Here is a 24,622-nt window from a genome sequence, read left to right as displayed (position 1 = left end):
TTAGACGTCGCCTCATCGCATGCGGTCAACAGTCGCACCGCGATTGCAGCCGCTCCAAGGCCGCACTAACGTTCCGGCAAAAGAAGAACTGGCGGCGCCAACGCGCGCTGCCGGACCCGAGGGGAGGAACGCGTGCTCAATCTGGCGCCGAAGAAACACGAGCTCGATCCGATCGAGCGGGCGAGCCGCGACGAGCTCACAGCGCTGCAACTCGGCCGGCTGCAATGGAGCCTCGGACACGCCTACGAGAATTCGCCGGTCTACCGCCGGAAGTTCGAGGAGGCGGGCGTTCATCCGGAACAGATCCTTTCGCTCGACGACCTTGCGCGTTTCCCATTCACCCGGAAGGCAGACCTCCGGGAGAATTACCCGTTCGGCATGTTCGCAGTACCGCGCGAGAAGCTGGCCCGCATCCATGCCTCCTCGGGCACCACGGGCAAAGCGACCGTGGTCGGATACACGAAAAAGGATATCGACGTCTGGTCAGAGGTCATGGCGCGCAGCATCCGCGCCTCCGGCGGGCGCCCCGGCGACGTGGTGCATGTCGCCTATGGCTACGGACTCTTTACCGGCGGGCTCGGCGCGCATTACGGAGCGGAACGACTGGGCTGCACCGTGGTCCCGGTATCGGGCGGTATGACGGAGCGTCAGGTCGCCCTGATCCGCGATTTCGGCGCCAACGTCATCATGGTGACACCGTCCTACATGCTGTCGATCCTGGACGAATTCCGCGCGCAGGGGATCGATCCGCGCGACACCGGACTGAAGGTCGGGATCTTCGGGGCGGAACCCTGGACCGATGCGATGCGCAAGGAGATCGAGGATGCCTTCGACATGCACGCGGTCGATATCTACGGGCTTTCCGAGATCATCGGGCCCGGAGTCGCCAACGAATGCGTCGAGACCAAGGACGGCTTGCATATCTGGGAGGATCACTTCTTCCCGGAAGTGATCGATCCGGAGACCGGTGCGGTGCTCCCGGAGGGTGAGCGCGGCGAACTGGTGCTGACCTCGCTCACCAAGGAGGCCTTCCCGGTCATCCGCTACCGCACCGGTGATCTGACGCGGCTGCTGCCGGGGACGGCGCGCACCATGCGGCGGATGGAGAAGGTGACCGGCCGGGCCGACGACATGATGATCGTGCGCGGCGTCAACGTGTTTCCGACGCAGATCGAGGAGCAATTGCTGAAATGCGACCATCTCGCGCCGCATTACCAGATCGAACTGACCCGGGACGGCCGGATGGACGTGATGACGGTGCTTTGCGAGGCGGTGTCGTCCGCGGCCGGCGAAGAGGCGCATGCCGCGGCCAGCGCCAGGGAACTCGCGCATCACATCAAGGGCGTGATCGGAATTAGTGCGAAGGTCGTGGTCGGTAACCCCGGGAGCGTCGAACGCTCCCAGGGCAAGGCGCGCCGCGTCATCGACAAACGCGGCGCAAAGTGAGTCCTCAGCCCGCGTGGGTCTCGCGGCTGTCCGCCGGGGCCTCGTCGCGCTCCGTCATGCCGTAGTCGCGGAGCACCGAAGCGACGCGCAGCCTGTAATCCTTGAACAGCTTGTTGCGCCCTTCGGCCTGTGCGCCGCGGTGGGCGACCAGCTTGCGCCAGTCTTCGACCGCTTTCTCGTCGCGGAAGAAGGAGAGCGAGACCAGCTTGCCCTCGTGCGTCAGGCTGGCGAAGCGCTCGACGGAAATGAAACCGTCCACCTGTTCCACGAGCTTGCGCATGCTGGCCGCGATCTCGAGATAGCGGTCCTTGAATTCCGGATGAGGCTCGACTTCGAAGATCACGGCGATCACGGCATATCTCCCTTGTTGACCGGGTTCGAGGCATTGATAAGGAAAGTCCGGTCCTCGCGCAGCAGGAACCCTTCCTTCCGGGCGAATTCGTAGTTCTCCCGTCCGAGCGGATCGGCGGCAAGCCGTTGGCGGTAGGCTTCGTATTCCGCAAGGCTGCCCACATTGTAGACGCCGTAGGCGAGGGTGCTGGAGCCTTCGTGCGGGGCGAAATAGCCGATCAGGTCCGCGCCGCAACGCGGGATGGCCTCGCCCCAGTTTCTTGAGTACTGGATGAACTCGGCCTTCTTGGTCGGATCGATATGATAGCGGATGAAGCAGGTCAGCATGTGGTCCTCCGTTTCGGGTCGGCGGACAGTCCCACATTGCCGGACGCTCATGCTTCGGTTAAGGTCAAAGTATGAAAGAAGGACCCGATATCGCTCTGATCGGCTCGCTCATCGGCGACCCGGCCCGGGCCAACATGCTGACCACGCTGATGAGCGGTAAGGCGCTGACCGCGAGCGAGCTCGCGGCCGAGGCCGGGATCACGGCGCAGACCGCGAGTTCCCATCTCTCCAAGCTGGAGGGCGCCGGGCTGCTGACCCAGCGCAAGCAGGGGCGGCACCGCTATTTCGCGCTCGCCGACGACGAAGTCGGGAACCTGCTGGAGGCGATGATGGGTCTCGCCGCGAAGCGCGGACACATGCGCGCCCGCACCGGTCCGCGTGACCCGGCGCTGCGCAAGGCCCGGGTCTGCTACAACCATCTCGCCGGCGAGTTCGGCGTGCGCATGTTCGACAGCCTGGCGGCGCGGAGCCTGGTCGTGGAGGAGGGAGAAGACGTTTCCCTGACCGTTCAGGGCGAGAGCTTTGTCTCGGGCCTCGGGATCGACCTGCCGGCACTGACGAAACTCCGCCGCCCGCTCTGCAAGTCCTGTCTCGACTGGAGCATGCGGCGGACACATCTTGCCGGCGCCCTCGGAACAGCCTTGCTCGACCGGTTCTACGATCTCGGCTGGGCGAAGCGGATCGAGGGAACGCGCATCGTCAGCTTTACGGGTGAAGGCGAGCGGCGGTTTCTGGAAATGTTTCCGGCTGCCTAGGTGACGGCCGCGCGGGCGTGAAATTCCGGCCGATCCCAGGAACGGGTCCGGAGGGTTTCTTCCAACTGCTCTACCGCGTCCCAGACATCGACAAAGCGCGTGTAGAGCGCCGTGAATCCGAAGCGCAGCAGGTCCGGGGCGCGGAAATCGCCGATCACGCCGCCGGCGATCAGCGCTTGCATCACCGGATAGCCGTCTTTGTGCGCGAAGGAGACCTGGCTGCCGCGCTGCGCCGCCTCGCGCGGACTTGCGAGCGTCAGGCCGAGCCCGGCGCAACGGTTCTCGACCAGTTCGATGAAACATTCCGTGAGCGCGACGGATTTCTCCCTGAGGACAGCCATGTCGACGTCGGACCAGATATCCAGCGCCGCATCGAGCGCCGTCATGGCGAGCACCGGCGGAGTGCCGCAGAGGAAGCGCTTGATTCCGTCTGTTGGCTCGAAGCGGTGATCGAAGGCGAAGGGCGCCTTGTGGGCGAACCAGCCGGTCAGCGGTTGCCGGACGGCCTGCTGGTGGCGTGGCGCGACATAGACGAAGGCCGGCGCGCCGGGCCCGCCGTTCAGATACTTGTAGCCGCAGCCGACGGCGAAATCGGCCGCGGCGCCGGAAAGGTCGACCGGGACGGCGCCGGCCGAATGGGCGAGGTCCCAGATCGCTAGGGCGCCGGCTGCATGGACCGCCGATGTGACCGCCGCCATGTCGTGCATGAGGCCGCTGCGGTAGTTCACATGGGTCAGCATGACGGCAGCGACATCCTCGCCGAGGGCACGGGGCAATTCCGACGGATCGTCGATCAGTCGCAGTTCGTGCCCCTTGCCGAGCAGTTCCGTCAGCCCTTCGACCATGTAGAGGTCGGTCGGGAAGTTGCTCTTCTCCGATACCACGACCTTCCGCTCCGGACGGAGTGCAAGGGCCGCGGCGAGTACCTTGAAGAGGTTTACCGATGTAGAGTCCGTTGCGACCACGGTTTCCGGCTCGGCGCCGATCAGTCGGCCGATCTTGTCGCCGACCGCCGTGGGCAGATCGATCCAGCCGGCATCGTTCCAGCTTCGGATCAGGCCCTGGCCCCATTCGTGATCGACGCAGGCGGAGACCCGTTCCCGGACCATCCGGGGCAGCGGGCCGAGGGAATTGCCGTCGAGATAGATGACGCCGTCCGGCAGCTCGAACTCCGCCCGGAAGCGGGCGAGTGGATCGGCCGTGTCCAGCACGGCGAGATTTTCCCGGGTCGTCTTCATTCATCCGCTCCGGCGACGATGCCGTCGTCATGCAGTCGGCCGATCTCGCCACTGTCCATGCCGAGGAAGTCCGCCAGCACCTCGTCCGTATCCTGGCCGAGCCGGGGTGCCGCCTTCGGCGCGACCGAAGCAAGGTCGCGGAAATCGATCGGCGTATCGGAGGTCGGGTAGGTGAGGCCGCTGCCATGGGTGACATCGTGATAGGGCTTGCCCATCTCCCGAAACCGGTCGCTCGCAACTGCTTCTCGGACGGTGCGGTAGGGCTCCCAGCAGACACCGTTCTCGCGGAACCGCGGTGCAAGTTCGTCCAGCGTGCGCGCGGCGACGGCTTTCTCGACCACCGGATTGATTTTCTCGCGATAATCGAATCGCAGGCCTTCGTCCCTGGCGAAGCTGACGCCGGTTTCCGCCTCCACGGCGGCGATCTCCGCCTCGATGCCGAGGGAGGCGAGGAGGCCGGTCCACTGCCGGGGCGAGAGCGCGACCAGCATGATGTAGCGCCCGTCGGCGGTCCTGAAATCGCGGCCAAAGGCGCCGAAGACATCGTTGCCGTAGCTCGGGCGGTCTTCCGTTTCGGTCATGACTTCCGCCACCTGACCGAGGGTGCCGAGGGTGGAGAGGGCGATATCGCCGAGGGGCAGACGGATCTCGGTGCCCTTGCCGGTTTTTTGTCGATCGCGCTCGGCGGCGAGCAGGGCGAAGGCGGCGTTGGCGCCGGCGATCAGGTCCCAGGCGGGCAGCACATGGTTCACCGGGCGTTTCTCTCCCGGGAGGCCCGGCTCGCCGGTCATCAGCGGGAAACCGGCGCCGGCATTGGCCGTGTAGTCCACGCCCTGAGTCCCGTCGGCCCAGCCCATGACGCGGAGACTGATGATGTCCTCCCGCCGCGCCTTCAGCGCCTTGTGGGCGAGGAATCCCCCGACCGGATAGTTGGTGACGAACAGGCCGCGGCCGTCGCCCGGCGCTGTCGCGAGGCGGATTGCCAGTTCACGACCTTCCGGGCTGCGCAGGTCGAGGGCAATGGATTTCTTGCCCTTGTTGAGGCCCTCCCAGTAGAGGCTGGCGCCGTTCGGCGCCTTCGGCCAGCGCCGGTAGTCGAGCCCGCCGCCGATCGCGTCGAAGCGGATCACAGTAGCGCCCATCTGCAACATGTTGAGGGTGCAGGAGGGTGCGGCGATGAAGGAGGCACCCTCGACCACCGTCAAATCTTGAAGGACCTTGTACATCCGTGTTTCTTGGGGCTGTTTCGTGAGCAATGCAAGGGGCGCCGAACCTAGCATGGTTGGGCCGCCGCCAAAGAGGCCAAAGCTGCAATGAAGTCTGTCTATGTCGACGCCGATGCCTGTCCGGTGAAGAACGAGGTCCTGGCGATCGCCGACCGGACCGAGGCGATGTTCTACATCGTCAGCAACCGGGGCTTCCGCACCGGTGACCGGGCCAACGTGAAGAACGTTCTGGTCTCGGACAGGTTCGATGCGGCGGACGACTGGATCGCGGAGCGGGTGCGGCCCGGCGATATCGTTGTCACTGGCGACATTCCGCTCGCGAGGCGCGCGATCGAGTCCGGCGCCAAGGCGCTTGGCCATGGCGGGCGGGAATTCACCGAAGCGGGAATCGGGATGGCGATGGCGATGCGCGACCTGATGTCGGACCTCCGTGCCATGGGCGAGGTCACCGGCGGCGGTCCGGCCTTCTCGAAAAGGGACCGGGAATCCTTCATCCGCGAACTCGAGCGCATGCTGCGGACCTGAGACCGGGTTGCGGCGCTTGACAGCAGCGCTCCGAAAAACGAGCCTCGCAATGTTGGTGTCCTTCGGGACGAAAGGGAATCCGGTGCGCTGCCTTGCGGCAAGTCCGGGACTGCCCCCGCAACTGTAGCCGGCAAGATCCGACCGGGAATGCCACTGGCCTCGCGTGAGGCTGGGAAGGCGGTCGGGATCGAAGAGCCGGGAGTCAGGAAACCTGCCAACGCTGTGTCCCATTTTTTGCCCGGGCGGGGTGCACCGGAGGAGGTTTAGATGACCAGACTGTCCCCTCAGACTCATGACCGTGATGCGGCCGGTGCGCCGGACCGCGATCTCGCGACCCTGATCCTCACGCTGCTGAGCGTCGCCGAGGATGACCGCACGCTCTCCCGCTCTCTCTCCATGGTGCGGGCGGAAACCTCGAAAGAGGATTTTGCCGTCGGAATGCAGGAGGCGGCGCGGCGGATCGGTATCCTTTTCGGCGCCGCACAGCGTCTCGAAGTGACAGAGAGAAGTTCCATAAACCGATTGCCGGTCTGATTGGCGCTTTTTCTCTTCGCTGCTAGCCTTCGGGCTGAAATCATTTGAGCGGGAGAGAGCGGGTGAACGATCAGACACCCCAGTCCATTGACGCGGCACTTGCCGAGATCCGGGCGGCCCTGGGGCCGAAAGGCTGGCTCGAGGATCCGGGCGACACGCTGAAATACCGGACCGACTGGCGTGGCGCGCCGGAAGGCGAGGCGCTCGGCGTCGCCCGGCCGGTCTCGACGGAGGAGACGGCGACGGTCGTCAAAGCGGCAGTGAAGGCCGGAATCTGCATCGTGCCGCAGGGCGGCAATACCGGTCTCGCCATCGGCTCCGTGCCGACCGAGACGCGCCCGACAATCGTGATCTCGACCGACCGTCTGACCGCGGTGCGCACGCTCGACCCTGACAATTATGCGATGGTCGCGGAAGCGGGCTGCGTCATCCAGAACATGCAGGCGGTTGCCGCCGAGGCCGGGCGGCTGTTCCCGCTGTCACTTGCCTCGGAAGGCTCCAGCACGGTTGGCGGCACGCTCTCGACCAATGCCGGCGGAAATAACACCATCAAGTACGGCAATACCCGAGAGCAGATCCTCGGCATCGAAGCGGTGCTGGCCGACGGCTCCGTCTTCGACGGGCTGGAGACGCTGCGCAAGAACAATACCGGCTACGACATGAAGCAGCTCTTCGTCGGCGCCGAGGGCACGCTCGGCATCGTGACCGCTGCCGCCTTCCGCCTTATGCCGCTGCCGCGGGTGCGGGAGACCGCCATGCTGTCGGTGCCGTCCCCGCACGCGGCGCAGAAGCTGCTCAGCGCGGCGCGCGAGTTGTCGGGCGACACCATCCTCGCCTTCGAGATCATGCCGCGCGCCTCTTTCGACATGGCGATCAAGTATATCGAGGGTACCGTCGACCCGCTCTCCGAGCGCTCGCCCTGGTATGTGTTGCTGGAGATGGGCACGCCGTCGCCGCTGGACGATCTCCGCGCCAAGCTGGAGGCGATCTTCGCCGAGGCGATGGAACAGGGCTGGGTGACCGACGGTGTGATCGCCGAGAGCGAGGCCCAGCGTCGCGAACTCTGGCGTATTCGCGAGGAACAGGCCGAGGCGGGCAAGCGCGAGGGAACGCCCCGCATCGCCGGAGACGTCTCGGTGCCGGTTTCGCGGGTTGCCGACTATCTCGAAAAGTCCCAGGCGGCGATGAGCGAGTACGTGCCGGGCCTGCTCTTCAACTGCTTCGGCCATATGGGCGACGGAAATATCCATTACACCGCCCGCAAGCCGGCCTCGGTGAGTGATGCAGAGTGGCAGGAGAAGACACCCGGCCTGACCGCGCGGATGTACGAGACAGCGCTCGCTCTTGGTGGGAGCTTCTCCGCAGAACACGGCATAGGCTCGGAGAAGTTGCCCTATCTCGCCAAATACGGATCGCCCTCGAAGATCGCTCTGATGAAGGCGGTGAAGCAGGCGCTTGACCCGAAGAACATGATGAATCCGGGGAAGGTTATTCCCTGATCACTTGATCCCGGCCCGCATGAAGCTCTGGACGAACTGCCTCTGAAAGAGGAGGAAAGCGATCAGCAGCGGGCCGGAAGTCATCAGCGTCGCGGCGGTGATCACGGCCCAGTCGATTCCCTGGTCGGTCGAGGAAAAGACGCTGAGCCCGACCGTCACCGGCCGCGTCTCGACCGAGTTGGTGACGATCAGCGGCCAGAGGAAATTGTTCCAGTGGTGGCTGACAGAGACCAGGCCGTAGGCAAGGTAGGTCGGCTTGGCGAGCGGGACATAAACCTTCAGCAGAATGGTGAGGAACCCGGCGCCTTCGACCCGGGCCGCATCATCCAGTTCCTTCGGGATGGTCTTGAATGTTTGCCGGAGAAGGAAGATTCCGAAAGCCGACGCCATGTAGGGCAGGCCGATGGCGAGGATTGTGTCGAGCAGGCCGAGGACGCGCATCGTGCGGTAGTTCTCGACAATCAGGATGTCCGGCATCACCAGGAGCTGCAGCAGCACCAGTACGAAGACCGTGTCGCGGCCGCGGAACTCGAAGCGGGCGAAGGCGAAGGCCGCCAGAGTACAGAGCACGAACTGCCCGATCAGGATCGAGGTCACCAGCAGAACGGTGTTGAGGAAATAGCGCGCGAAAGGCGCGGCGTTCCAGGCGGCGACGAAATTCTCCAGTGTCAGCGGCGCCGTCAATACGAAGCGGGTCGAGAACGCGCTCGGATGGAAGGCTGTCCAGAAGGCATAGATCAGCGGTGCGAACCAGACAAGCGCGAGTACCCACGCGCCCGCGCTGTTCAGCGCGCGGTCGTAGTCGAAATCTGAGGTGCGGTGTGCGCTCATCGGTAATGCACCCGTTTGTCGAGCAGAAGGAACTGGCCGATCGCGACCGCGAAGAGCAGGGCGAGCAGGGCGACGGTCAGCGTCGAGGCATAGGCCGTGTCCCAGAACCGAAACGAGGTTTCGTAGATGTAGAAGAGCAGCAGCGAGCTCGCGTTGTCCGGTCCGCCCTCGGTCATGACGAAGATATGGTCCACCAGCCGGAAGGAATTGATCACGGCGTTGACCGAGACGAAGAGCGTGGTCGGCATCAGTAGCGGGAAGGTGACGCGTCGGAAGAAATACCAGCGTCCGGCCCCCTCGATGGCGGCCGCCTCGCGGAGCGACGCCGGAATGGTCTGAAGCGCCGCGAGATAAAAGATCATGAAGAAGCCGGCCTCCTTCCACACCGCGACGACGATGACAGCATTGAGTGCGGTTTCCGGATCGCCGAGCCAGTTATGCTGTGCGATGCCGAATGCCCCGCTGATCTGGTCGATCAGGCCGAAACCGGGTGTGTAGAAGAACATCCAGATATTGGCGACGGCGATGAGCGGCAGCACAGTCGGGGTGAAATAGGCCATGCGCACGAAACTCCGGCCCTTGAGGTTGCTGTCCACCCAGAGCGCCATAAGGATCGCAATTGCGATGGAGGCCGGGATGGTGCCGAGCGCATACCAGAGATTGTTGCCGAGCACGGTCCAGAAGGTCTCGTCCGCAAGCAGGGTCTCGTAGTTCTCCAGCCCGACGAATCTCGCCGGACGCTTGCCGCGCGGCGTGGAGAAGAAGCTATGGAAGAGGGTCACCGCCGCCGGATAGTGGGTGAAGGCGATCAGCAGGATCATCGCCGGGCTGAGGAAGAGCCAGGCATGGATCCAGGTGCGATTGGAGAGAAATCCCATTGGGTGCGGCGCTTTCGTGCGGAAACGCAAAAGACCGGCGGCGGGACGTCGCCCGCCGCCGGGTCCCGGAGTGTCAGCGGTAGTCCTTGAGGATCCTGTCCGCCTTCTGCTGCGCATCATTCATCGCTTCTTCCGGCGTCATCTTGCCGGTGATCGCGGCCTCGAGACCGTCGTTGAAGATCGTCGTGATGCGCTGGTTCTGGTAGGTCGAGAGCTCGGCCACCGCGTATTCGAGCTGGTCGCGGGCGACGAGCGCCGGCGGGAAGTCGGCGACATAGGCCTTCATCTCCGGCGTTTCCCATGCATCCGCGCGCGGCGCGACATAGCCGGTCGCAATCGACCATTTGGCCGCCTGCGCCGGCGCCGTGATCCACTTGATGAAGTCGAGGGAGGCCGCCTTCTGCTCGTCCGTCGAGTCCTTGAAGATGTAGAAGTTGCCGCCGCCGGTCGGGGCGCCGCGACGCTTGTTGGCCGGGAGCATGGCGACACCGAACTCGAACGGCGCGTTGTTGCGGACGTTGGTCAGGTTGCCGGTGGTGGTCCACATGATAGCGGACTCGCCTTCGAAGAAGGCCTTCGGGGTGGCGCCCCACTCGATGATGCCCGGCGCCATCACCTTGTGCTTGGCACTGAGGTCGACGAGATACTGCAGGGCTTCGATCACTTTCGGATCGGCGAAATTGGTCTTGTTGCCGTCGCTGTTGGCGAGGATGACGTCGTTCTGGGTGCTGAGACCCTGGAACAGCCAGTAGGGGAAGCCGGAGCTCGGAATCCGAACACCCCACTGGGTGACGTTGCCGGACGCGTCCTTTACGGTCAGTTTCTTGCCGAACTCGACCAGTTCCTGCCAGGTCGCCGGAGGCGTGTTCGGGTCAAGTCCCGCTTTTTTGAAGGCTTCCTTGTTCCAGTACATCACGGGGGTCGAACGCTGGAAGGGAATGCCGTAGGTCTTGCCGCCGGTCTGGCTGTTTTCCATGAAGGCCGGGTAGAAGGCCTTCAGCCATGCCTTGTCTGCGTCGGTCTTGATCAGATCCTCGAAGGGAACGATCGCGTCCTCCTCGATCAGGGTGAACATGTCGACCGCGAGAATCACCGAGAGCTGCGGAGCCTTTCCGCCTTTGACGGCGGTCAGTGTCTTGGTGATGGTGTTCTGGTAGCTGCCGGCATAGACCGCGTCGATTTTGACGTCGGGATGGGCGGCGGCATATTCCTGAGTCAGTGCCTCGATCGTATCGGCCGCCTTGCCGCCGACCGCGACCGGGAAATAGAACTGCAGGTCGACCGCCTGCGCGGCGCCGGCCATGGAGAGCGACATCGCAGCCGCGACGGCGCCGAGTCCGAGTTTCTTCGTGAAGTGCATCGTTTTCAGATCCTCTTGCCTCAAAAGGGTTCCGGACGTCATCCGCCCGGCTCTTACGGATGTCCCGCACGCGCGGGACACCAATTCCATTCGGCGTTCGCGCTATCCTCCCGCGCCGTTCAGAAGGTCGTCGCGCCGGGTCCCCGACGCGGCGTCAAACAGATGCAGCGCCGTCCGCGGCCACGAGAGGCCGATCTCGGCGCCCGGTGCGAGACCGTCGGCGCTGCGCGCCCGTACGGTCAGCCGCTCGTTGCCGATACGGCAGTCGATCAGTGTGTCGGCGCCGAGATACTCGATGGTTTCGACCTGCGCGCGGTGCGGACTCGCGGCATCGAGGGCGATATCCTCGGGGCGGATCCCGGCCGTGAGAGCCGTCTCGGGAATCCCGTTCAGCAGCGCCGTGCCGGTTCCCTTGATCCGCAAACCGCCGGATTCCCAGGAGAGCGCGAGAACATTCATCGGAGGCGTGCCGATGAAGCGGCCCGCGAAGCTCGTCGCAGGGCGGCCATAGGTTTCGGCCGGTGTCGCATCCTGCTCGATGGCGCCGTCCTTCAGCAGGATGATGCGGTTCGCCATGCCCATGGCCTCGGCCTGGTCGTGGGTAACGTAAAGCATGGTCATGCCGAGCTTGCGCTGCAGGGCGCGGATCTCCACCCGCATCTCGTGCCGCAGCTTGGCGTCGAGATTGGAGAGCGGTTCGTCCATCAGGCAGATCGGCTTTTCGGCGATGATCGCCCTGCCGAGTGCGACGCGCTGTTGCTGGCCGCCGGAAAGCTGGCTCGGCCGCCGCTCCAAGAGTCCGGATAGACCGAGCAGGTCGGCGACATGTGCAAGACGGTCCGCCTGCTCCGGCTTCGAGGTCTTGCGGACCTTGAGACCGAAGAGGATGTTCTCGGCGACGCTCAGATGCGGGAAGAGGGCATAGGACTGGAACACCATGGCAAGGTCGCGCTCCGCCGGCGGGCGCGCAGTCACGTCCTTGCTGCCGATCTCGATGCTGCCGGCGCTCGCGGTCTCCAGACCGGAGATCAGGCGCAGCAAGGTCGATTTTCCGCAGCCGGACGGTCCCAGAAGCACGGCGAAACTCCCCGGTTCGACGGAGAAAGAGACGTCACGGACCGCGAAGGTCTCGCCCCAGCGCTTGCTCAGGCCTTTTACGGCAATCCCGGTCATTCTCCGGCTTCCGCCATGCCGGGGAGAAGCGAAAGGGCGGCGTCGCCATCGCTGGCGATGACCAGTTCGTGTCCGGCCTCCCGGATCATCTCGGCAATTTCGGCCGGTGGCGGCACATCGCAGAACACGAGGTCGGGATCGGAAATATGTCCGCCGCGGACATAGGCGGCGCGGCCGAACTTGGTATGATCGAGCACAACGACCTTGGTGCGGCAGTTCTGGCTGATCGCCTCACGGGCGCGGATCTCGTCCTCGGTGAAGTCGAGCAGGCTGCCGTCCACGTCCACACCGCCGACACCGAAGAGGCCGAAATCGACCTTGTAGGCGGAGAAGAACTGTTCGACTTGCTGGCCGAGCACGTCGCGCCCTTCGGGCCGGATACGTCCGCCGGCGATCGTGACCTCGAAGGAGGAATTGCTGCTCGCAGTCAGCGCGGCGGCGATGTTGTTCGTCACGACGCGGAGGCCGTTGTGCGAGTGCAGGGCGCGGACGACCATTTCCGGCGTGGTGCCGATGCAGACGGCGAGGGAGGCGCCGTCCGGAATGCGTGCAGCGACGGCGGCCGCGATCCGCGCCTTGGCACCGGCGTTCAGGATCATGCGCTGGTCGAAGTCGATATTCGCGTTGGGCGAGGGAAGTTCGACACCGCCATGGCGCCGGCGCAGCAGACCGCTGTCGCAGAGCTGATTGACGTCCCGGCGGATGGTCTGCTCGGTGACGGCGAAACGCTCCGCCAGATCGATGATCGATTGATAGCCCGCTGCGCGGACCATTTCTGTTATTTCGGCCCGGCGCTTGGAAGCGTTGGAGGAGATTCTGGCAGTCACGGGATCGCCTTCGCAGAACATGTTCGAATGAATGCGAGGCGGAGGCTATTGGGCGTCTGTTACGGAATTAATGTTCGTTTTTTGACAGTTCGGTAACGGAGCGGGCGCGTTTGAACGCGGTCCACTGTCCCGTGGCGGAAAGATACGGAACAAGAACGAAAAAACCGGAGACCGTATGGCCTCCGGTTTTCGTCCGAACGGATACCCGGGTTCGGCTAGAAGTAGAGCGAGATGTCCTTGTGGTCGGACTGACACGCCGCAACCTCGAGGGCGATGTCGTGTGGCAAGCGATCCAGCAGCCGGAGACCGATGGTGTTGCGGATCGCCGCCTCATACTCGTCGAGCTTGGCGCTGATGGCGGTCTTTGCCTGCTGACGCCAGGCCAGTTCATCCGCATAGACCTCGAGGGCGTTCTGCAGTTCTTCGAGCGCCTTTTCCTTGTCCGGGCTCTTGCCGCGAAGCGCGCGGCGCGCCTTGGCGACGGCGGAGCGGATCGACCCGGCTTCGACGACGGCTCCAATCCTGGACTCGACCTCCTTGATGACCTCCTCGGCCTCTTGCGGTTCGAGGTTGGCGATCGGGTCGGCAAGACCTTCGATGTCACCGGACAGCGCGGCGAGAGCTTCGGTGTCACGCAGGGTTGCCTGCAGGACCGCAATCGGCTCGTACGCGGTGTCGACCGTCCGGCGATAGGTCAGACGCGCCTTCTTTTCGGCGCTGAGAACCTTTGTAAAGGCCTTGTGATCCGGATCCCAGTTCGACGGGACCTGGGCTTCGAGTTCGGCCTGTTCAGCCTTCAGCCTCTCGATTTTGGTCGACAGTTTTTCGACCGCCTCGAGTTGCTCGCCGTTGGAATGCCTGAGCAGTTCGATTCTGTCCTCGAGTTCCTCGATTTCCGCTACGTGCTTGGCTATGTCCCGCTGCGTCGCGCGAACCTCGACGTGAAGCGGGCGGTAGGTCTTTGCCGCTTCTTCGATGGCTGCCGAGGCCGCAAACGCCTCTTCGATCGCAGGGAAAGACTTTTCCGCGGCATCGAAGCTCTTCTCGAGGTCTTTCTGTACGGATTTCGGCAGGTAGGAGAGGTCCCAGGTCTTCGCCTCGGAGATGGCCGAACGGATCTGGTCTCCTTCTTCACGGAAGGTCGCCAGCACATAATCCTCGATGCAGTTCTGCAGCCGCGGGTTTTTCGGCGGGGGGGCGCTTTCGGAGGTGAGCGACATCCGGTTCGGGATGTAGTTCACCAGTTGCGGCGTCAGGCCGACGATGAGCAGGGCGAACAGCTGCAGGCAGATGAACGGGATGACGCCCTTGTACATCGAGAGGGTCTTCACCGCGGCCGGAGCAACACCGCGCAGATAGAACAACGCGAAGCCGAAGGGCGGAGTGAGGAAAGAGGTCTGGATATTCAGCCCGATCATCACGCCGAGCCAGACCGCGGTGATGTTGGCGGACGGATCGGCGAGCAGGATCGGCGCCACGATCGGCACCACGACCACGGCGATCTCGATGAAATCGAGAAAGAAGCCGAGGATGAAGATCACTGCCATAACGATGATGAACTGGGCCCAGAACCCGCCCGGCAGGCTGGCCAGGAACTCGCGCACCAGCTCCTCGCCGCCGAAGGCGCGGAAGGCGGCGGTCAGCATCGCCGCACCCAGCAGGATGATGAAGACGAGGGCTGTCGTCTTCGCCGTTTCCACCATGACACCGCGCAGAGTGTCCTCGATGATGAAAGCCCGCCAGCCGCTCCAGACGATCGCGACAAGAAACACCGCGACCGCGACGGCCGCGACCACGACTGCCGCCACATCGGCGGATGTCTGGACGTTGCGGATGTTGATCGGGTGGTAACTGGTGAGCACGAGGACCGCGATCAGGGATCCCATGGCGAGGATTGCCGGATGGAAGGCGCCGGCGCGTCCTTCGTAGAGGCGGTAGCCGGCCATTACCATGGCGCCGACGGCACCGATTGCGCCAGCCTGATTCACGGTCGCGATGCCGGTAATGATTGAGCCGAGCACGACGAAGATCAGGGTCAGCGGCGGCACGAGGGAGAGCAGCACGCGGAGCACAAACTTGCGGTCGTAACTGCCTTCGAACGGAACCGCCGGAGCCACCGACGGCCGCAAGAAGGCCATGATCAGGATGTAAGCCATATAGAGGCCGACAAGGATCAAGCCCGGCAAGAGAGCTCCCATGAACATGTCGCCGGCGCTTGTAGAACTGACGCCGAAGGAGCTCGGCATGGTGAATTCGCCGGTCATCTCCTTGAAATAGGCGGTCCGCGCCATGCCGGCCTGATCGACGGCGCTTGCCAACTGGTCGGCGAGGATGATGAGGACGATCGAGGGCGGAATGATCTGTCCGAGCGTGCCGGAAGCGGCGATCGTGCCGGTTGCAAGCGGATGCGAATAGTTGTTGCGCAGCATGGCCGGCAGCGAGATCAGGCCCATCGCGACGACGGTCGCGCCGACGATTCCGGTGGTGGCTGCCAGCAGCGCGCCGACGAAGACGACGGAGATGCCGAGGCCGCCGCGGATCGGTCCGAACAGCTGCGCCATGGAGACCAGCAGGTCTTCGGCGATCTTCGAGCGTTGCAGCATGATGCCCATGAAGACGAAGAGCGGGATGGCTATCAGTGTGTCTCGCTCGACTTCCCAATAGACGCCGCGGAAGTTCGTGACACCGGCCGTGAGCCAGTTCATCGGCCCGCCCTGGGCGAAATATGCGGCCGTATCGCCGGCGAAAATCTCCCCGGAGAGGGCGGCAAGGCCGATGGTGATGATCGCGGATCCGGGGAGCGCGAAGGCGACCGGGAAGCCGGACGCCAAAGCGCCCGCCATGATAACGACAAGCAGGAGGAGGAATACGAGTTCCATCAGTCGGGTTCGCTCTTCGGGTCTTTAGTGGGCTGAAGCTTCGGTGATTTGGCGCTTGCCTGGGTCGTCTCGATAGTCGGCAAGGCTTTCGAGCATGTAGGCGGCAAACTGGATCATCATCGTGATCGCAAAGATCCCGAGGAAGCCGGCCATCAGATATTTCACATACATCCCGAAGCCGGACTGGGAGACCTCGAAGCTCAGCAGCGCGCTGTTGATGATCGAGCTCTTACCAGCCATCCCAATGGCGAGCACGGTCACACAGAGCGACATGCCGAGCAGCAGCGAGCCCCATATATTGACCAGGCCCTTCATGCGGCTCGTGAGGCCGGCATAAAGCACGTCGACCCGGACATGCCCGTCTTCGTAGAGCGTATAGGCGCTGGCGAAGAGGAACAGGGCGCCGTACCAGAACCGGACGAGGTCGCCCTGGAAGGCCTGCTCGTATGAGAAGATGAAGCGGCTGATCACGATGCTCAGTTCGGCCACAACAACCAGCAGGGCGAGCCATGTGAAACCGAGCGAGCGGGAAAAGGCTGCCATCACGCAACCGGCCACGATCAGCGGAATGTGAACATAGCTGCCACGAAACTGCGGACGTCCGAGCGCGGTGGCCATCTCGTCGCCGAAGAGAACGGTGAGCAGATCTTCGACGCGGAGAAAGGAGATCACCATATCTGCGACGCCAACGAAGATCACGGCCCAGAACGAGGCCCGTATTATGTAGGCGGAGACCGAAACCATGGTTTCGGAGTCTGCTCTCAGCGGACGGTCCGGCGTGCGCTTCGTGTAGAGAACGGCGCCGACGGCACAAAACAGGTAGGAAAGGGTCTGCACCGCGCCGAGGGTCGTAGCGGTTCCGTCCAGCGGATTCTTTGGAGCAAAGGCGGGAAGCAGCCCCAGATGACCGAGGAAGGTCACCATGCCGGGCCAGTCCAGCCAGAAGATGAGGTAGTTGTTCAGCGCGAAAACGAGGGTTGCGCTGACAACGGTCCAACAAAAGATGCGGGTGATGGAAGATACAGGCGTCTGATATCCAGACGCCGCCGCGGCACCCATCGATGCCCCCGAAGCCGATCCGACCATGTCCTGAAGTCTTCTTTCAAGAAAGGAGACGGGATCGCGTGATCCCGTCTCTATCGTTTGCGGTGGTTAGGAGATTACATGCCTAGAACGCGGTTGCGTTTCAGGGAGTAACCGACGTCGGCGAGCTTCAGCCAGCCGCCGGCGGCGGAGCGGGCATTCAGGAAGCTCTCATGGACACGGTTGGCGAGATCGCTGTGCTGGCGGGTCTCTTCGAAGACCTCGTCCGCGGCTTCGCCGAAGGCGTCATAGACGTCGTCGTTGAATTCCTTCACAACGACACCGTGCTCGTCGACCAGCTTGCGCAGATACTCGCCGTTCTTGGCGTTGTATTCTGCCATCATCCAGTCGTTCGTCTGCATTGCCACGGAGGTGATGAGCGCCTGATCGGTCTTGGTCAGGGAGCCCCACCAGGAGGCATTCATGCCGAGGGAGTCCGGTCCGCCCGGCTCGTGCATGCCCGGGAAGTAGTAGTACTTGGTGGCTTCGTAGAACTTCATCGCATAGTCGTTCCACGGGCCGACCCACTCGGTGGCCTCAATGGCGCCCGAGACCAGGTTCTCGTAAATCTGACCGCCCGGGAGGGAAACCGGGGAAGCGCCCAGCTTGGCCATGACGTCGCCGCCGAGGCCCGGAATACGCATCTTCAGACCCTTGAGGTCGTCGGCGCTGTTGATTTCCTTGTTGAACCAGCCGCCCATCTGCACGCCGGTGTTGCCGGCCGGCAGACATTTCAGGCCGAAATCGCCGGCCAGTTCGTCCCAAAGCTGCTGACCGCCCATGTGATGGATCCACGCGGCCATCTCGCTGAAGGTCAGGCCGAACGGCACGGAGGTGAAGTAGGCCCAGGCCGGGTGCTTGCCTTTCCAGTAGTAATCGGCAGCGTGATAGGCCTGCGCGTTACCGGAGGCGACTTCGTCGAACACGTCGAACGCACCGACGCGCTCGCCGGCGGCGAAATACTGCACCTGGATGCGGCCGCCGGAGGTTTCCTGAATGCGCTCGGCCAGAAGCTGGGCGTTGGTGCCGAGACCGGGGAAGTCACGTCCCCAGGTGGAGACGATCACCATCTCGATGCGCTCTTGGGCGAGCGACGGTTTCGGGAAGGACGAGGCAGCGGCGGCGGCGGCACCGCCGACACCGGCGAGTCCGGCCTTGGTGATAAAGTCGCGACGTTTCATTTCGAAGCTCCCTGGTAAGATTGTTTCTTCAGATGCGAACAGATCGCAGAGTGAAGCCACTGACCGCACTCTTTACAAGTATCTATTCGCAGCTCGCCGGAATTTGTGCGTTCGAAATTCGGATTTGGCAACCATTCATCTCCATCTATACCGCAATGCGGCATAAATTTGCTCGGAACCCCCTCGCCGCGGTTAGATAATGTCAAATTTTTCGATTTTGAACTTCCGAGAGCCCCCGAATCAAACCCCTTCAATCAGATGCCGATTCAAACCGGGAGGGTGGTGGTCTCCTTGATCGTCTCCATCGAGAAGCGAGAGGTCACTTCGCTGAGGGCGGTGAGTTCCACGAGGTTCTTGTAGAACAGATCGAAACTCTTCATGTCGGGAACCACGACCTTGAGCAGATAGTCGACCTCGCCGGCCATGCGATGAAACTCGAGCACTTCGGGCATCGCTTCTACCGTCTTGGCGAAAGTCTGCAGCCAGTCGGCGGAATGCTCCCCTGTCTTGATACTGACGAACACCGTCAGGCCGTATCCGAGCTTTTCGGCATCCAGGACCGCGACCTGGCGTTTTATCAGTCCGTCGACCTGCATCCGGTTGATTCGCTTCCAGCAGGGCGAAGCCGAGAGCCCGACTTGCCGCGCGATATCGGAAACCGAGATGCTGCTGTCCTGCTGCAGGAGGCGCAGAATCTTTCTGTCCATGTCATCCATTCTTAAACATCCAATTTTCTGACAAGTATCGTCATTTCCTGAGTTTGGTGGGAACGATCCGTTCTATTTGAGGGGGTAATATTGTCGATGCGGGAAAAATAATGATATTTCAGGGGCGTTGAGAGTTCAACAGCTCTCCTCGCCCGGAGACGGGAACGCGGTGATTTGAAGGGCAGCTTGCGGCCGCGCACCAAACCGCTAAAGCGCCACGGGACGGATCCCGTGGGCCCTTTCGTGACAACGGAACGGAGCCGGCCATGCGGTCGCATCTCGAAACTGCCATTCCAACTGCGGATTTCCTCCGATGAAGTATCTTCCGGTCTTCGCGGACCTCTCCGGCCATTGTGCGCTTCTGGTCGGCGGCAACGAGGATGCCGCGCGCAAGCTTCGTCTGTTGCTTAAGACGGAGGCGCGCATCCGCGTCGTCAGCGTTGCGCCGATCGACGAGATCGCGGCGCTCGCCGGCGCGGGGCGGATCGAGCTGCACAGGCGGACATTTGAGCCCCGCGACCTGGAGGCGGTGCGCCTCGCAATCGTCGGCGACGCCGAGGATCTTGAAATCGAGGAAGTGGCGCGCTGGATCAGGGAAGCCGGCATCCCGACAAACGTCGTCGATCGTCCCGATCTGTCCACCTTCATCATCCCCGGCATCGTCGATCGCGACCCGGTCTTGATTGCCATCGGCAGCGAAGGCGCGGCGCCCGTCATGGTGCGGCGTATTCGCGAGAAGATCGAGCGGCTGCTCCCGGTGCGCCTCGGTGCGCTGGCCCGGTTTGCCCAAAGCTTTCGCGGCGCGGTTTCCGCGGCGATGCCGGCCGGCGCCGGCCGGCGCCTTTTCTGGGAGCGTTTCTTCGACGGCCCGGTCGCGCGGGACGTTCTGGAGGGCCGGAACACGGAAGCCCGCGAGGCGATGCTGCGCCTGGTCAACAGCGGAGCTCATTCGGGGTTGCCCGGATCGGTCGCGCTCGTCGGTGCGGGACCCGGCGATCCCGACCTCCTGACCCTGAAGGCGCTGCGGCTGATGCAGGACGCGGATGTCATCGTCCATGACGCGTTGATCGGTCCAACCATGCTGGACTATGTCCGGCGGGATTCGCTGCGCATCGACGTCGGCAAGCGTGCCGGTTGCCAGTCCTGGAGCCAGGACGAGATCAATGCGCTTCTCGCCGAACATGCCGGGGCCGGCCGACGCGTCGTGCGCCTCAAAGGCGGCGATCCCTTCATCTTCGGCCGGGGGGGCGAGGAACTGGCCTTTCTGAAGACGCGCGGCATCGCCGTCGAGGTTGTGCCGGGTGTCACCGCGGCACTTGGTGCGGCGTCGGTTTCAGGCCTTCCGTTGACCCATCGCGATCACGCGAACCGACTGACCATCCTGACCGGGCACGACCGCAACGGTCTCTCGGAGTTCGACCGCCACCTTCTGGCCGATCCGAAAGGCACGCTGGTCATCTATATGGGCCTTGGCGCCGCGCCGCGGATCATGGCCGATGCCCTTGCCGCCGGACGGGCTGCGTCGACACCGGTCGCCGTGATCGAAAAGGCAACCTTGCCGGAGCAGCGCGTGTTGAAGGCCGAACTCGGCCGCCTGGCCGGACTGGTCGAGGACCGGAAGGTCGAGGCTCCGGCCCTGATCGTGATCGGCGATGTGGCGGCGCTGGCCGACGGTGAGAGTTTCGAGGCGGCCGATGCCCGGCATCACCGCGTCGCTGTCTAGGAAAAGAGTGACATGAAGAAGGTTTCCCAGAAGCAGATCATGACCGCGAACAGGCTCAGCGACGGTGCCGTTGTCTATCTCGGCGCGGACGACGAGTGGGTGCTGAGTCTGCATGACGCGGAGGTGGCCGAGGGCGAAGAAGAAGCCGTTCGCCTCGAGGAACGCGCCGGTCTTGCGATGAAGCAGCAAAAGATCGTCGGTCCCTATCTTTTTGCCGTCGACGTTTCCGAATGCGGGATCTCGGCGGTCAGCCAGCGCGAGATCATCCGCTCGGCCGGGCCGACCGTCGGCACGGATCTCCCTGAAACCACGCCCCTCCGCTGAGCCCCGGATAACGAGAGATGTACCAGTACAACGAATTCGATCATGCCTTCCTCCGGGACCGCACCGAAGAGTTCCGCGAACAGGTCACGCGCCGCCTCGCGGGCGAGTTGACCGAGGACGAATTCAAGCCGCTCCGGCTGATGAACGGGCTCTATCTGCAGCTTCACGCCTATATGCTGCGGGTCGCCATTCCCTACGGCACGCTCTCTGCGAGACAAATGCGCCAACTCGGCCATATCGCGAAGCGTTGGGATCGCGACTGGGGCCATTTCACCACCCGTCAGAACATCCAGTACAACTGGATCAAGCTGGACGACGTGCCGGACATTCTGGATGCGCTCGCCGATGTCGAGATGCACGCGATCCAGACCAGCGGGAACTGCATCCGCAATGTGACGGCAGACCAGTTCGCCGGCGTCGCGGCGGACGAGATTGAGGATTCCCGGGTCTGGGCCGAGATCATCCGGCAATGGTCGACGCTACATCCGGAATTCACCTTCCTGCCGCGCAAGTTCAAGATCGCCATAACCGGCTCCGAGCATGATCGGGCGGCAGTGAAGCTGCACGATATCGGCCTTCGGATGCGTCGCAACGAGGCAGGCGAGGCCGGCTTCGAGGTGATTGTCGGCGGCGGACAGGGACGGACCCCGATCGTCGGCGAGACCATCCGGACGTTCCTGCCGAAGCAGCATCTTCTGTCCTATCTCGAGGCGATCCTCCGGACCTACAACCTGCTCGGCCGGCGCGACAATCTCTACAAGGCGCGGATCAAGATCCTGGTCGCTGCCGTCGGCATCGAGAAATTCACGGCTATGGTCGAGGAGGAATGGGAGGCGATCAAGGACGGCGTACTGACCCTGGAGCCATCCCGAATCCGGGAGATCGAGCAACATTTCGCGCCGCCGGTCTATGAGGAGATCGCCGAGCCTGTGGCGGCGTTTGACGCGGCGCGATTTACGGATCCCGCATTCGCCGCCTGGACGAGGACGAACCTGTTCCCGCACAAGCAGCAAGGCTATGCCGTCGTCACGGTGTCGCTGAAGCCGGCGGGCGGGGTTCCGGGCGATGCTACCTCGGCGCAGATGGAGGCGCTGGCCGATCTTGCCGAGCGCTACTCTCTTGGCGAACTCCGGATCGCGCACGAACAGAACGTGGTGCTGCCAAACGTCCGCAAGCAGGACCTGCACCGGCTCTGGCAGGAACTCGGCGAACACGGTCTGGCCGACGCCAATATCGGCCTCATCACCGACATCATTTCCTGCCCGGGGCTGGATTACTGCAACCTTGCCAATGCCCGCGCGATCCCGATCGCGCAACGCATCAGCCGGCATTTCTCCGATCCGGCGCTGCAGGCGGAGATTGGTCCGGTCACGCTGAACATCTCCGGCTGCATCAATGCGTGCGGGCATCACCATGTCGGGAATATCGGCATTCTCGGCGTCGATAAGAAAGGCGTGGAGCATTACCAGATCACCATCGGGGGCATCGCCGACGAGAACGCGGCCATCGGCCGGATTCTCGGACCGTCTTTCCCGGCCGAGGAGGTGGTCGACGCCATCGATACCCTGATCGCCACCTTCCGAAAGATCCGGGAGGGAGGCGAGTTCTTCATCGACACCGTGAATCGGGTCGGCATCGAACCTTTCAAGGAGACTCTCTATGCCAATCATTAAGAATGGCCGGATCGAAGAGAATGTGTGGGTCTCGCTCGCCGAGACGGATCCGGGAGCGCTATCTCGCGAGACGCCGGTTGTCGTCGGGCTCGCGGAATGGATCGCGGGCCGCGAGACGCTGATAGCCAATTTCGACCGTCGCGCCGTCCGGCTGGAGAATGCTGATGCGGTCGAGGAGATCGCAGACGATCTCGATTTCATTGATGCCGTCATCTTGGTTTTCCCGAAATTCAACGACGGCCGCGCTTTCTCGCAGGCCCGTCTGCTGCGGGACCGTTTCGGCTTCAAGGGTGAAATTCGCGCGACGGGTCATGTCATCCAGGATCAATTCCTGTTCCTTCAGCGCTGCGGCGTGGATGCGGTCGAGGTGGAGGTGGAGGACGGCAAGCTGCGCGAGGCCTGGATGCGGGCGCTGAAACGGTTCAAGGGGTTCTACCAGCCTGCACTCGCGATCTCGGAAGGCGCATTGGACGACAGGGGCGAGCGGAATGTCGCTCCCGGCGGCGCCTACAGCCGCGTCGAGCCCGCCGTGCTTGCGAGCTGGGCATATTAGCCACGATATCTGACGCCCACCCGACTGCCTCTGCGTCAGAGCGACCTTGAGCGCCGGAAGGATACTCCTTCCGGCGTTTTTTTCACCGCATGCGATCGTACAGTTTGACGTCTCCCAAGGTTTTTGATCAGATAGTAAAAAACGAGTGCAAATGCACCGTGATCGAACAGGAGAGATTATGCCGTCTGATATCCGTGGGGACCGTCTGTCCCCGGCGGAGGTCGAGTCGAATTTCGCCGATCTCCACCCGCTGCTCAGCAAGCATGAAGCCTATGTCGAGGCGGACCGCTGCTATTTCTGTCATGACGCGCCGTGCGTCACGGCCTGTCCGACCGGGATCGACATTCCGCTCTTCATCCGCCAGATCCTGACTGACAATCCTTCCGGCTCGGCCAAGACCATTCTTGGCGCAAACATCCTCGGAGGGATGTGCGCCCGTGTGTGCCCGACCGAGACGCTCTGCGAGCAGGCCTGCGTGCGCGAGACCGCGGAGCAGAAGCCGGTCCGGATCGGCGAGCTGCAGCGCTATGCGACGGATCATCTGATGGCGGCCGGTGCCCATCCCTTCGAAAGGGCGGCGCCGACCGGACGGAAGGTTGCCGTGGTCGGAGCCGGACCTGCCGGCATTTCCTGCGCCCATCGCCTCGCCATGCTCGGGCACGATGTCACGATCCTGGAGGCGAAAGCCAAGGGCGGCGGGCTCAACGAATACGGCATTGCCGCCTACAAGACGGTCGACGAGTTCGCCAGGCGCGAGCTCGAATTCGTGCTTTCCATCGGTGGCATCGAGTTGAAGACCGGCGTCGCGCTCGGCCGGGACGTGATGTTGGATGCGCTGATCGCGGATTATGACGCGGTTTTCTTGGGTCTCGGCCTCGGGGCGACCAACGGGCTCGGCGTTGCAGGCGAGCAGCTCCAAGGCGTCGCCGATGCGGTCGATTTCATTGAAGATCTGCGACAGGCGCCTGCGTTGGAAAAGGTCGCGGTTGGCCGCCGAGTCGTGGTGATCGGCGGCGGCATGACGGCGATCGACGCCGCGGTGCAGTCGAAACTGCTCGGTGCGGAGGAGGTGACGCTGGTCTATCGCCGCGGCGCGGACCGGATGAATGCAAGCGCCTACGAGCAGTCGCTGGCCAAGGAGAAGGGCGTCGTGCTGCGGCACTGGGCGCGGCCCGACAAGATCGAGGCCGGGCAGGACGGCAAGGTCGCCGCGATCAGTTTCATGAAGACGCGGGACGAGGGGGGCAAGCTGGTCGACACCGGCGAGCGCTACACCCTCGAGGCCGACATGGTGCTGAAGGCAATCGGACAGGCGTTCGTGCCGGCGCCGCTCAAGGGAGCCAAGGCGGAAATCGCGCTCGAGGGCGGGCGAATCAAGGCAGGCGCAGATCGGCGCAGCAGTCACCCCAAGGTCTGGGCGGGCGGCGACGCGGTCGCGGGCGGCGAGGATCTGACCGTCGCCGCGGTCGAGGACGGCAAACAGGCCGCGCTTTCCATCCATGCGGCGCTGACGGGCGCCTGAGCCGGAT

At 63.5% G+C, this 24,622-nt stretch carries 23 protein-coding genes and 2 riboswitches; of the genes, 10 read left to right on the top strand and 13 right to left on the bottom strand.

Annotated features, from left to right (window positions below; genetic code table 11):
- Positions 1 to 141: 141 nt before the first annotated feature.
- A complete protein-coding gene (gene paaK / locus ACOOE1_RS04860; RefSeq protein WP_420406407.1) occupies positions 142 to 1,446 on the top strand; it encodes a phenylacetate--CoA ligase PaaK in 1,305 nt (434 codons plus the stop codon).
- A gap of 4 nt (positions 1,447 to 1,450) precedes the next feature.
- On the opposite strand, the gene ACOOE1_RS04855 is transcribed toward paaK, so the two are convergent.
- Both ACOOE1_RS04855 and ACOOE1_RS04850 read right to left on the bottom strand, forming a co-directional pair.
- A complete protein-coding gene (locus ACOOE1_RS04855; protein ID WP_420405212.1) occupies positions 1,451 to 1,798 on the bottom strand; it encodes an antibiotic biosynthesis monooxygenase family protein in 348 nt (115 codons plus the stop codon).
- Positions 1,795 to 2,124: an NIPSNAP family protein gene (locus tag ACOOE1_RS04850; protein ID WP_420405211.1), complete on the bottom strand. Its 330-nt coding sequence runs from the start codon at positions 2,122 to 2,124 to the stop codon at positions 1,795 to 1,797. The genes ACOOE1_RS04855 and ACOOE1_RS04850 overlap by 4 nt, the downstream gene beginning before the upstream one ends.
- A 71-nt stretch (positions 2,125 to 2,195) precedes the next feature.
- On the opposite strand from ACOOE1_RS04850, the gene ACOOE1_RS04845 reads away from it, so the two are divergent.
- Entirely contained in the window at positions 2,196 to 2,879 is a 684-nt protein-coding gene (locus ACOOE1_RS04845) for an ArsR/SmtB family transcription factor (protein ID WP_420405210.1), read from the top strand.
- Here the strand turns inward: ACOOE1_RS04845 and kynU are convergent.
- Together kynU and ACOOE1_RS04835 are read right to left on the bottom strand one after the other, a co-directional pair.
- Positions 2,876 to 4,117: a kynureninase gene (gene kynU / locus ACOOE1_RS04840; protein WP_420405209.1), complete on the bottom strand. Its 1,242-nt coding sequence runs from the start codon at positions 4,115 to 4,117 to the stop codon at positions 2,876 to 2,878. The genes ACOOE1_RS04845 and kynU overlap by 4 nt on opposite strands.
- Entirely contained in the window at positions 4,114 to 5,343 is a 1,230-nt protein-coding gene (locus ACOOE1_RS04835; RefSeq protein ID WP_420405208.1) for a CoA transferase, read from the bottom strand. Before ACOOE1_RS04835 ends, kynU begins: the two co-directional genes overlap by 4 nt.
- 87 nt (positions 5,344 to 5,430) lie before the next feature.
- Here ACOOE1_RS04835 and ACOOE1_RS04830 point away from each other — a divergent pair, with 87 nt between their 5' ends.
- The 3 genes from ACOOE1_RS04830 (at position 5,431) to ACOOE1_RS04820 (ending at position 7,901) form a co-directional block, all read left to right on the top strand.
- Positions 5,431 to 5,868 carry a YaiI/YqxD family protein gene (locus ACOOE1_RS04830; protein ID WP_420405207.1) on the top strand — a complete coding sequence of 146 codons (438 nt, stop codon included), beginning with the start codon at positions 5,431 to 5,433 and terminating at the stop codon, positions 5,866 to 5,868.
- A gap of 36 nt (positions 5,869 to 5,904) precedes the next feature.
- Positions 5,905 to 6,102: riboswitch (cobalamin riboswitch) on the top strand.
- 33 nt (positions 6,103 to 6,135) lie between these two features.
- Entirely contained in the window at positions 6,136 to 6,402 is a 267-nt protein-coding gene (locus ACOOE1_RS04825; RefSeq protein WP_420405206.1) for a hypothetical protein, read from the top strand.
- Positions 6,403 to 6,464: 62 nt separating this feature from the next.
- Positions 6,465 to 7,901, top strand: a complete 1,437-nt coding sequence (locus ACOOE1_RS04820; RefSeq protein WP_420405205.1) for an FAD-binding oxidoreductase — start codon at positions 6,465 to 6,467, stop codon at positions 7,899 to 7,901.
- Here ACOOE1_RS04820 and ACOOE1_RS04815 read toward each other — a convergent pair whose 3' ends face one another.
- The 9 genes from ACOOE1_RS04815 to ACOOE1_RS04775 all read right to left on the bottom strand — a co-directional run bounded on the left by ACOOE1_RS04815 (position 7,902) and on the right by ACOOE1_RS04775 (position 18,820).
- Entirely contained in the window at positions 7,902 to 8,732 is an 831-nt protein-coding gene (locus ACOOE1_RS04815; RefSeq protein WP_420405204.1) for a carbohydrate ABC transporter permease, read from the bottom strand.
- A complete protein-coding gene (locus ACOOE1_RS04810; protein WP_420405203.1) occupies positions 8,729 to 9,610 on the bottom strand; it encodes a carbohydrate ABC transporter permease in 882 nt (293 codons plus the stop codon). The genes ACOOE1_RS04815 and ACOOE1_RS04810 overlap by 4 nt, the downstream gene beginning before the upstream one ends.
- Positions 9,611 to 9,683: 73 nt before the next feature.
- On the bottom strand, positions 9,684 to 10,970 hold the full coding sequence (locus tag ACOOE1_RS04805; protein ID WP_420405202.1) for an ABC transporter substrate-binding protein: 1,287 nt from the start codon (positions 10,968 to 10,970) through the stop codon (positions 9,684 to 9,686).
- 102 nt (positions 10,971 to 11,072) lie between these two features.
- The gene (locus tag ACOOE1_RS04800) at positions 11,073 to 12,143 is read right to left on the bottom strand and encodes an ABC transporter ATP-binding protein (RefSeq protein WP_420405201.1); all 1,071 of its coding nucleotides are present in this window, start codon (positions 12,141 to 12,143) and stop codon (positions 11,073 to 11,075) included.
- On the bottom strand, positions 12,140 to 12,970 hold the full coding sequence (locus tag ACOOE1_RS04795) for a DeoR/GlpR family DNA-binding transcription regulator (RefSeq protein WP_420405200.1): 831 nt from the start codon (positions 12,968 to 12,970) through the stop codon (positions 12,140 to 12,142). The genes ACOOE1_RS04800 and ACOOE1_RS04795 overlap by 4 nt, the downstream gene beginning before the upstream one ends.
- Before the next feature lie 215 nt (positions 12,971 to 13,185).
- The gene (locus ACOOE1_RS04790; RefSeq protein WP_420405199.1) at positions 13,186 to 15,849 is read right to left on the bottom strand and encodes a TRAP transporter large permease subunit; all 2,664 of its coding nucleotides are present in this window, start codon (positions 15,847 to 15,849) and stop codon (positions 13,186 to 13,188) included.
- A gap of 24 nt (positions 15,850 to 15,873) precedes the next feature.
- Positions 15,874 to 16,908 (bottom strand): TRAP transporter small permease subunit, encoded by a 1,035-nt coding sequence (locus tag ACOOE1_RS04785; protein ID WP_420405198.1) that lies wholly within the window; start codon positions 16,906 to 16,908, stop codon positions 15,874 to 15,876.
- Positions 16,909 to 17,009: 101 nt separating this feature from the next.
- Positions 17,010 to 18,113: a TRAP transporter substrate-binding protein gene (locus tag ACOOE1_RS04780; protein WP_420405197.1), complete on the bottom strand. Its 1,104-nt coding sequence runs from the start codon at positions 18,111 to 18,113 to the stop codon at positions 17,010 to 17,012.
- Positions 18,114 to 18,379: 266 nt separating this feature from the next.
- Positions 18,380 to 18,820, bottom strand: coding sequence for an Lrp/AsnC family transcriptional regulator (locus ACOOE1_RS04775; protein ID WP_420405196.1), 441 nt, complete (start codon positions 18,818 to 18,820; stop codon positions 18,380 to 18,382).
- Positions 18,821 to 18,976: 156 nt separating this feature from the next.
- A riboswitch (SAM riboswitch) is annotated at positions 18,977 to 19,051 on the top strand.
- Between the two features lie 82 nt (positions 19,052 to 19,133).
- Here ACOOE1_RS04775 and cysG point away from each other — a divergent pair.
- The 5 genes from cysG to ACOOE1_RS04750 all read left to right on the top strand — a co-directional run bounded on the left by cysG (position 19,134) and on the right by ACOOE1_RS04750 (position 24,615).
- Positions 19,134 to 20,543 carry a siroheme synthase CysG gene (gene cysG / locus ACOOE1_RS04770; RefSeq protein WP_420405195.1) on the top strand — a complete coding sequence of 470 codons (1,410 nt, stop codon included), beginning with the start codon at positions 19,134 to 19,136 and terminating at the stop codon, positions 20,541 to 20,543.
- A 12-nt stretch (positions 20,544 to 20,555) separates the two neighbouring features.
- A complete protein-coding gene (locus ACOOE1_RS04765) occupies positions 20,556 to 20,867 on the top strand; it encodes a DUF2849 domain-containing protein (protein ID WP_420405194.1) in 312 nt (103 codons plus the stop codon).
- A gap of 17 nt (positions 20,868 to 20,884) precedes the next feature.
- Positions 20,885 to 22,540 carry a nitrite/sulfite reductase gene (locus ACOOE1_RS04760; RefSeq protein ID WP_420405193.1) on the top strand — a complete coding sequence of 552 codons (1,656 nt, stop codon included), beginning with the start codon at positions 20,885 to 20,887 and terminating at the stop codon, positions 22,538 to 22,540.
- Positions 22,527 to 23,093, top strand: a complete 567-nt coding sequence (locus tag ACOOE1_RS04755; protein ID WP_420405192.1) for a DUF934 domain-containing protein — start codon at positions 22,527 to 22,529, stop codon at positions 23,091 to 23,093. Before ACOOE1_RS04760 ends, ACOOE1_RS04755 begins: the two co-directional genes overlap by 14 nt.
- A 178-nt stretch (positions 23,094 to 23,271) precedes the next feature.
- The gene (locus ACOOE1_RS04750) at positions 23,272 to 24,615 is read left to right on the top strand and encodes an NAD(P)-dependent oxidoreductase (protein WP_420405191.1); all 1,344 of its coding nucleotides are present in this window, start codon (positions 23,272 to 23,274) and stop codon (positions 24,613 to 24,615) included.
- Positions 24,616 to 24,622: the final 7 nt, after the last annotated feature.

This window comes from Nisaea sp. (genome assembly GCF_965216895.1).
In the GTDB taxonomy this organism is placed as follows: Bacteria; Pseudomonadota; Alphaproteobacteria; order Thalassobaculales; family Thalassobaculaceae; genus Nisaea.
Note: the sequence above shows the minus strand (reverse complement) of the source record. Positions and strands in the feature narration are given on the sequence as shown.

What these genes read in the sequence shown, in the direction of transcription:
- ACOOE1_RS04790 (WP_420405199.1), bottom strand. Translation starts at nt 15,849, where the DNA reads ATGGAACTCGTATTCCTCCTCCTGCTTGTCGTTATCATGGCGGGCGCT.
- ACOOE1_RS04755 (WP_420405192.1), top strand. Translation starts at nt 22,527, where the DNA reads ATGCCAATCATTAAGAATGGCCGGATCGAAGAGAATGTGTGGGTCTCG.
- ACOOE1_RS04850 (WP_420405211.1), bottom strand. Translation starts at nt 2,124, where the DNA reads ATGCTGACCTGCTTCATCCGCTATCATATCGATCCGACCAAGAAGGCC.
- ACOOE1_RS04815 (WP_420405204.1), bottom strand. Translation starts at nt 8,732, where the DNA reads ATGAGCGCACACCGCACCTCAGATTTCGACTACGACCGCGCGCTGAAC.
- kynU (WP_420405209.1), bottom strand. Translation starts at nt 4,117, where the DNA reads ATGAAGACGACCCGGGAAAATCTCGCCGTGCTGGACACGGCCGATCCA.
- ACOOE1_RS04810 (WP_420405203.1), bottom strand. Translation starts at nt 9,610, where the DNA reads ATGGGATTTCTCTCCAATCGCACCTGGATCCATGCCTGGCTCTTCCTC.
- ACOOE1_RS04750 (WP_420405191.1), top strand. Translation starts at nt 23,272, where the DNA reads ATGCCGTCTGATATCCGTGGGGACCGTCTGTCCCCGGCGGAGGTCGAG.
- ACOOE1_RS04760 (WP_420405193.1), top strand. Translation starts at nt 20,885, where the DNA reads ATGTACCAGTACAACGAATTCGATCATGCCTTCCTCCGGGACCGCACC.
- ACOOE1_RS04785 (WP_420405198.1), bottom strand. Translation starts at nt 16,908, where the DNA reads ATGGGTGCCGCGGCGGCGTCTGGATATCAGACGCCTGTATCTTCCATC.
- ACOOE1_RS04830 (WP_420405207.1), top strand. Translation starts at nt 5,431, where the DNA reads ATGAAGTCTGTCTATGTCGACGCCGATGCCTGTCCGGTGAAGAACGAG.
- ACOOE1_RS04835 (WP_420405208.1), bottom strand. Translation starts at nt 5,343, where the DNA reads ATGTACAAGGTCCTTCAAGATTTGACGGTGGTCGAGGGTGCCTCCTTC.
- ACOOE1_RS04845 (WP_420405210.1), top strand. Translation starts at nt 2,196, where the DNA reads ATGAAAGAAGGACCCGATATCGCTCTGATCGGCTCGCTCATCGGCGAC.
- ACOOE1_RS04825 (WP_420405206.1), top strand. Translation starts at nt 6,136, where the DNA reads ATGACCAGACTGTCCCCTCAGACTCATGACCGTGATGCGGCCGGTGCG.
- ACOOE1_RS04800 (WP_420405201.1), bottom strand. Translation starts at nt 12,143, where the DNA reads ATGACCGGGATTGCCGTAAAAGGCCTGAGCAAGCGCTGGGGCGAGACC.
- ACOOE1_RS04780 (WP_420405197.1), bottom strand. Translation starts at nt 18,113, where the DNA reads ATGAAACGTCGCGACTTTATCACCAAGGCCGGACTCGCCGGTGTCGGC.
- cysG (WP_420405195.1), top strand. Translation starts at nt 19,134, where the DNA reads ATGAAGTATCTTCCGGTCTTCGCGGACCTCTCCGGCCATTGTGCGCTT.
- ACOOE1_RS04805 (WP_420405202.1), bottom strand. Translation starts at nt 10,970, where the DNA reads ATGCACTTCACGAAGAAACTCGGACTCGGCGCCGTCGCGGCTGCGATG.
- ACOOE1_RS04765 (WP_420405194.1), top strand. Translation starts at nt 20,556, where the DNA reads ATGAAGAAGGTTTCCCAGAAGCAGATCATGACCGCGAACAGGCTCAGC.
- ACOOE1_RS04775 (WP_420405196.1), bottom strand. Translation starts at nt 18,820, where the DNA reads ATGGACAGAAAGATTCTGCGCCTCCTGCAGCAGGACAGCAGCATCTCG.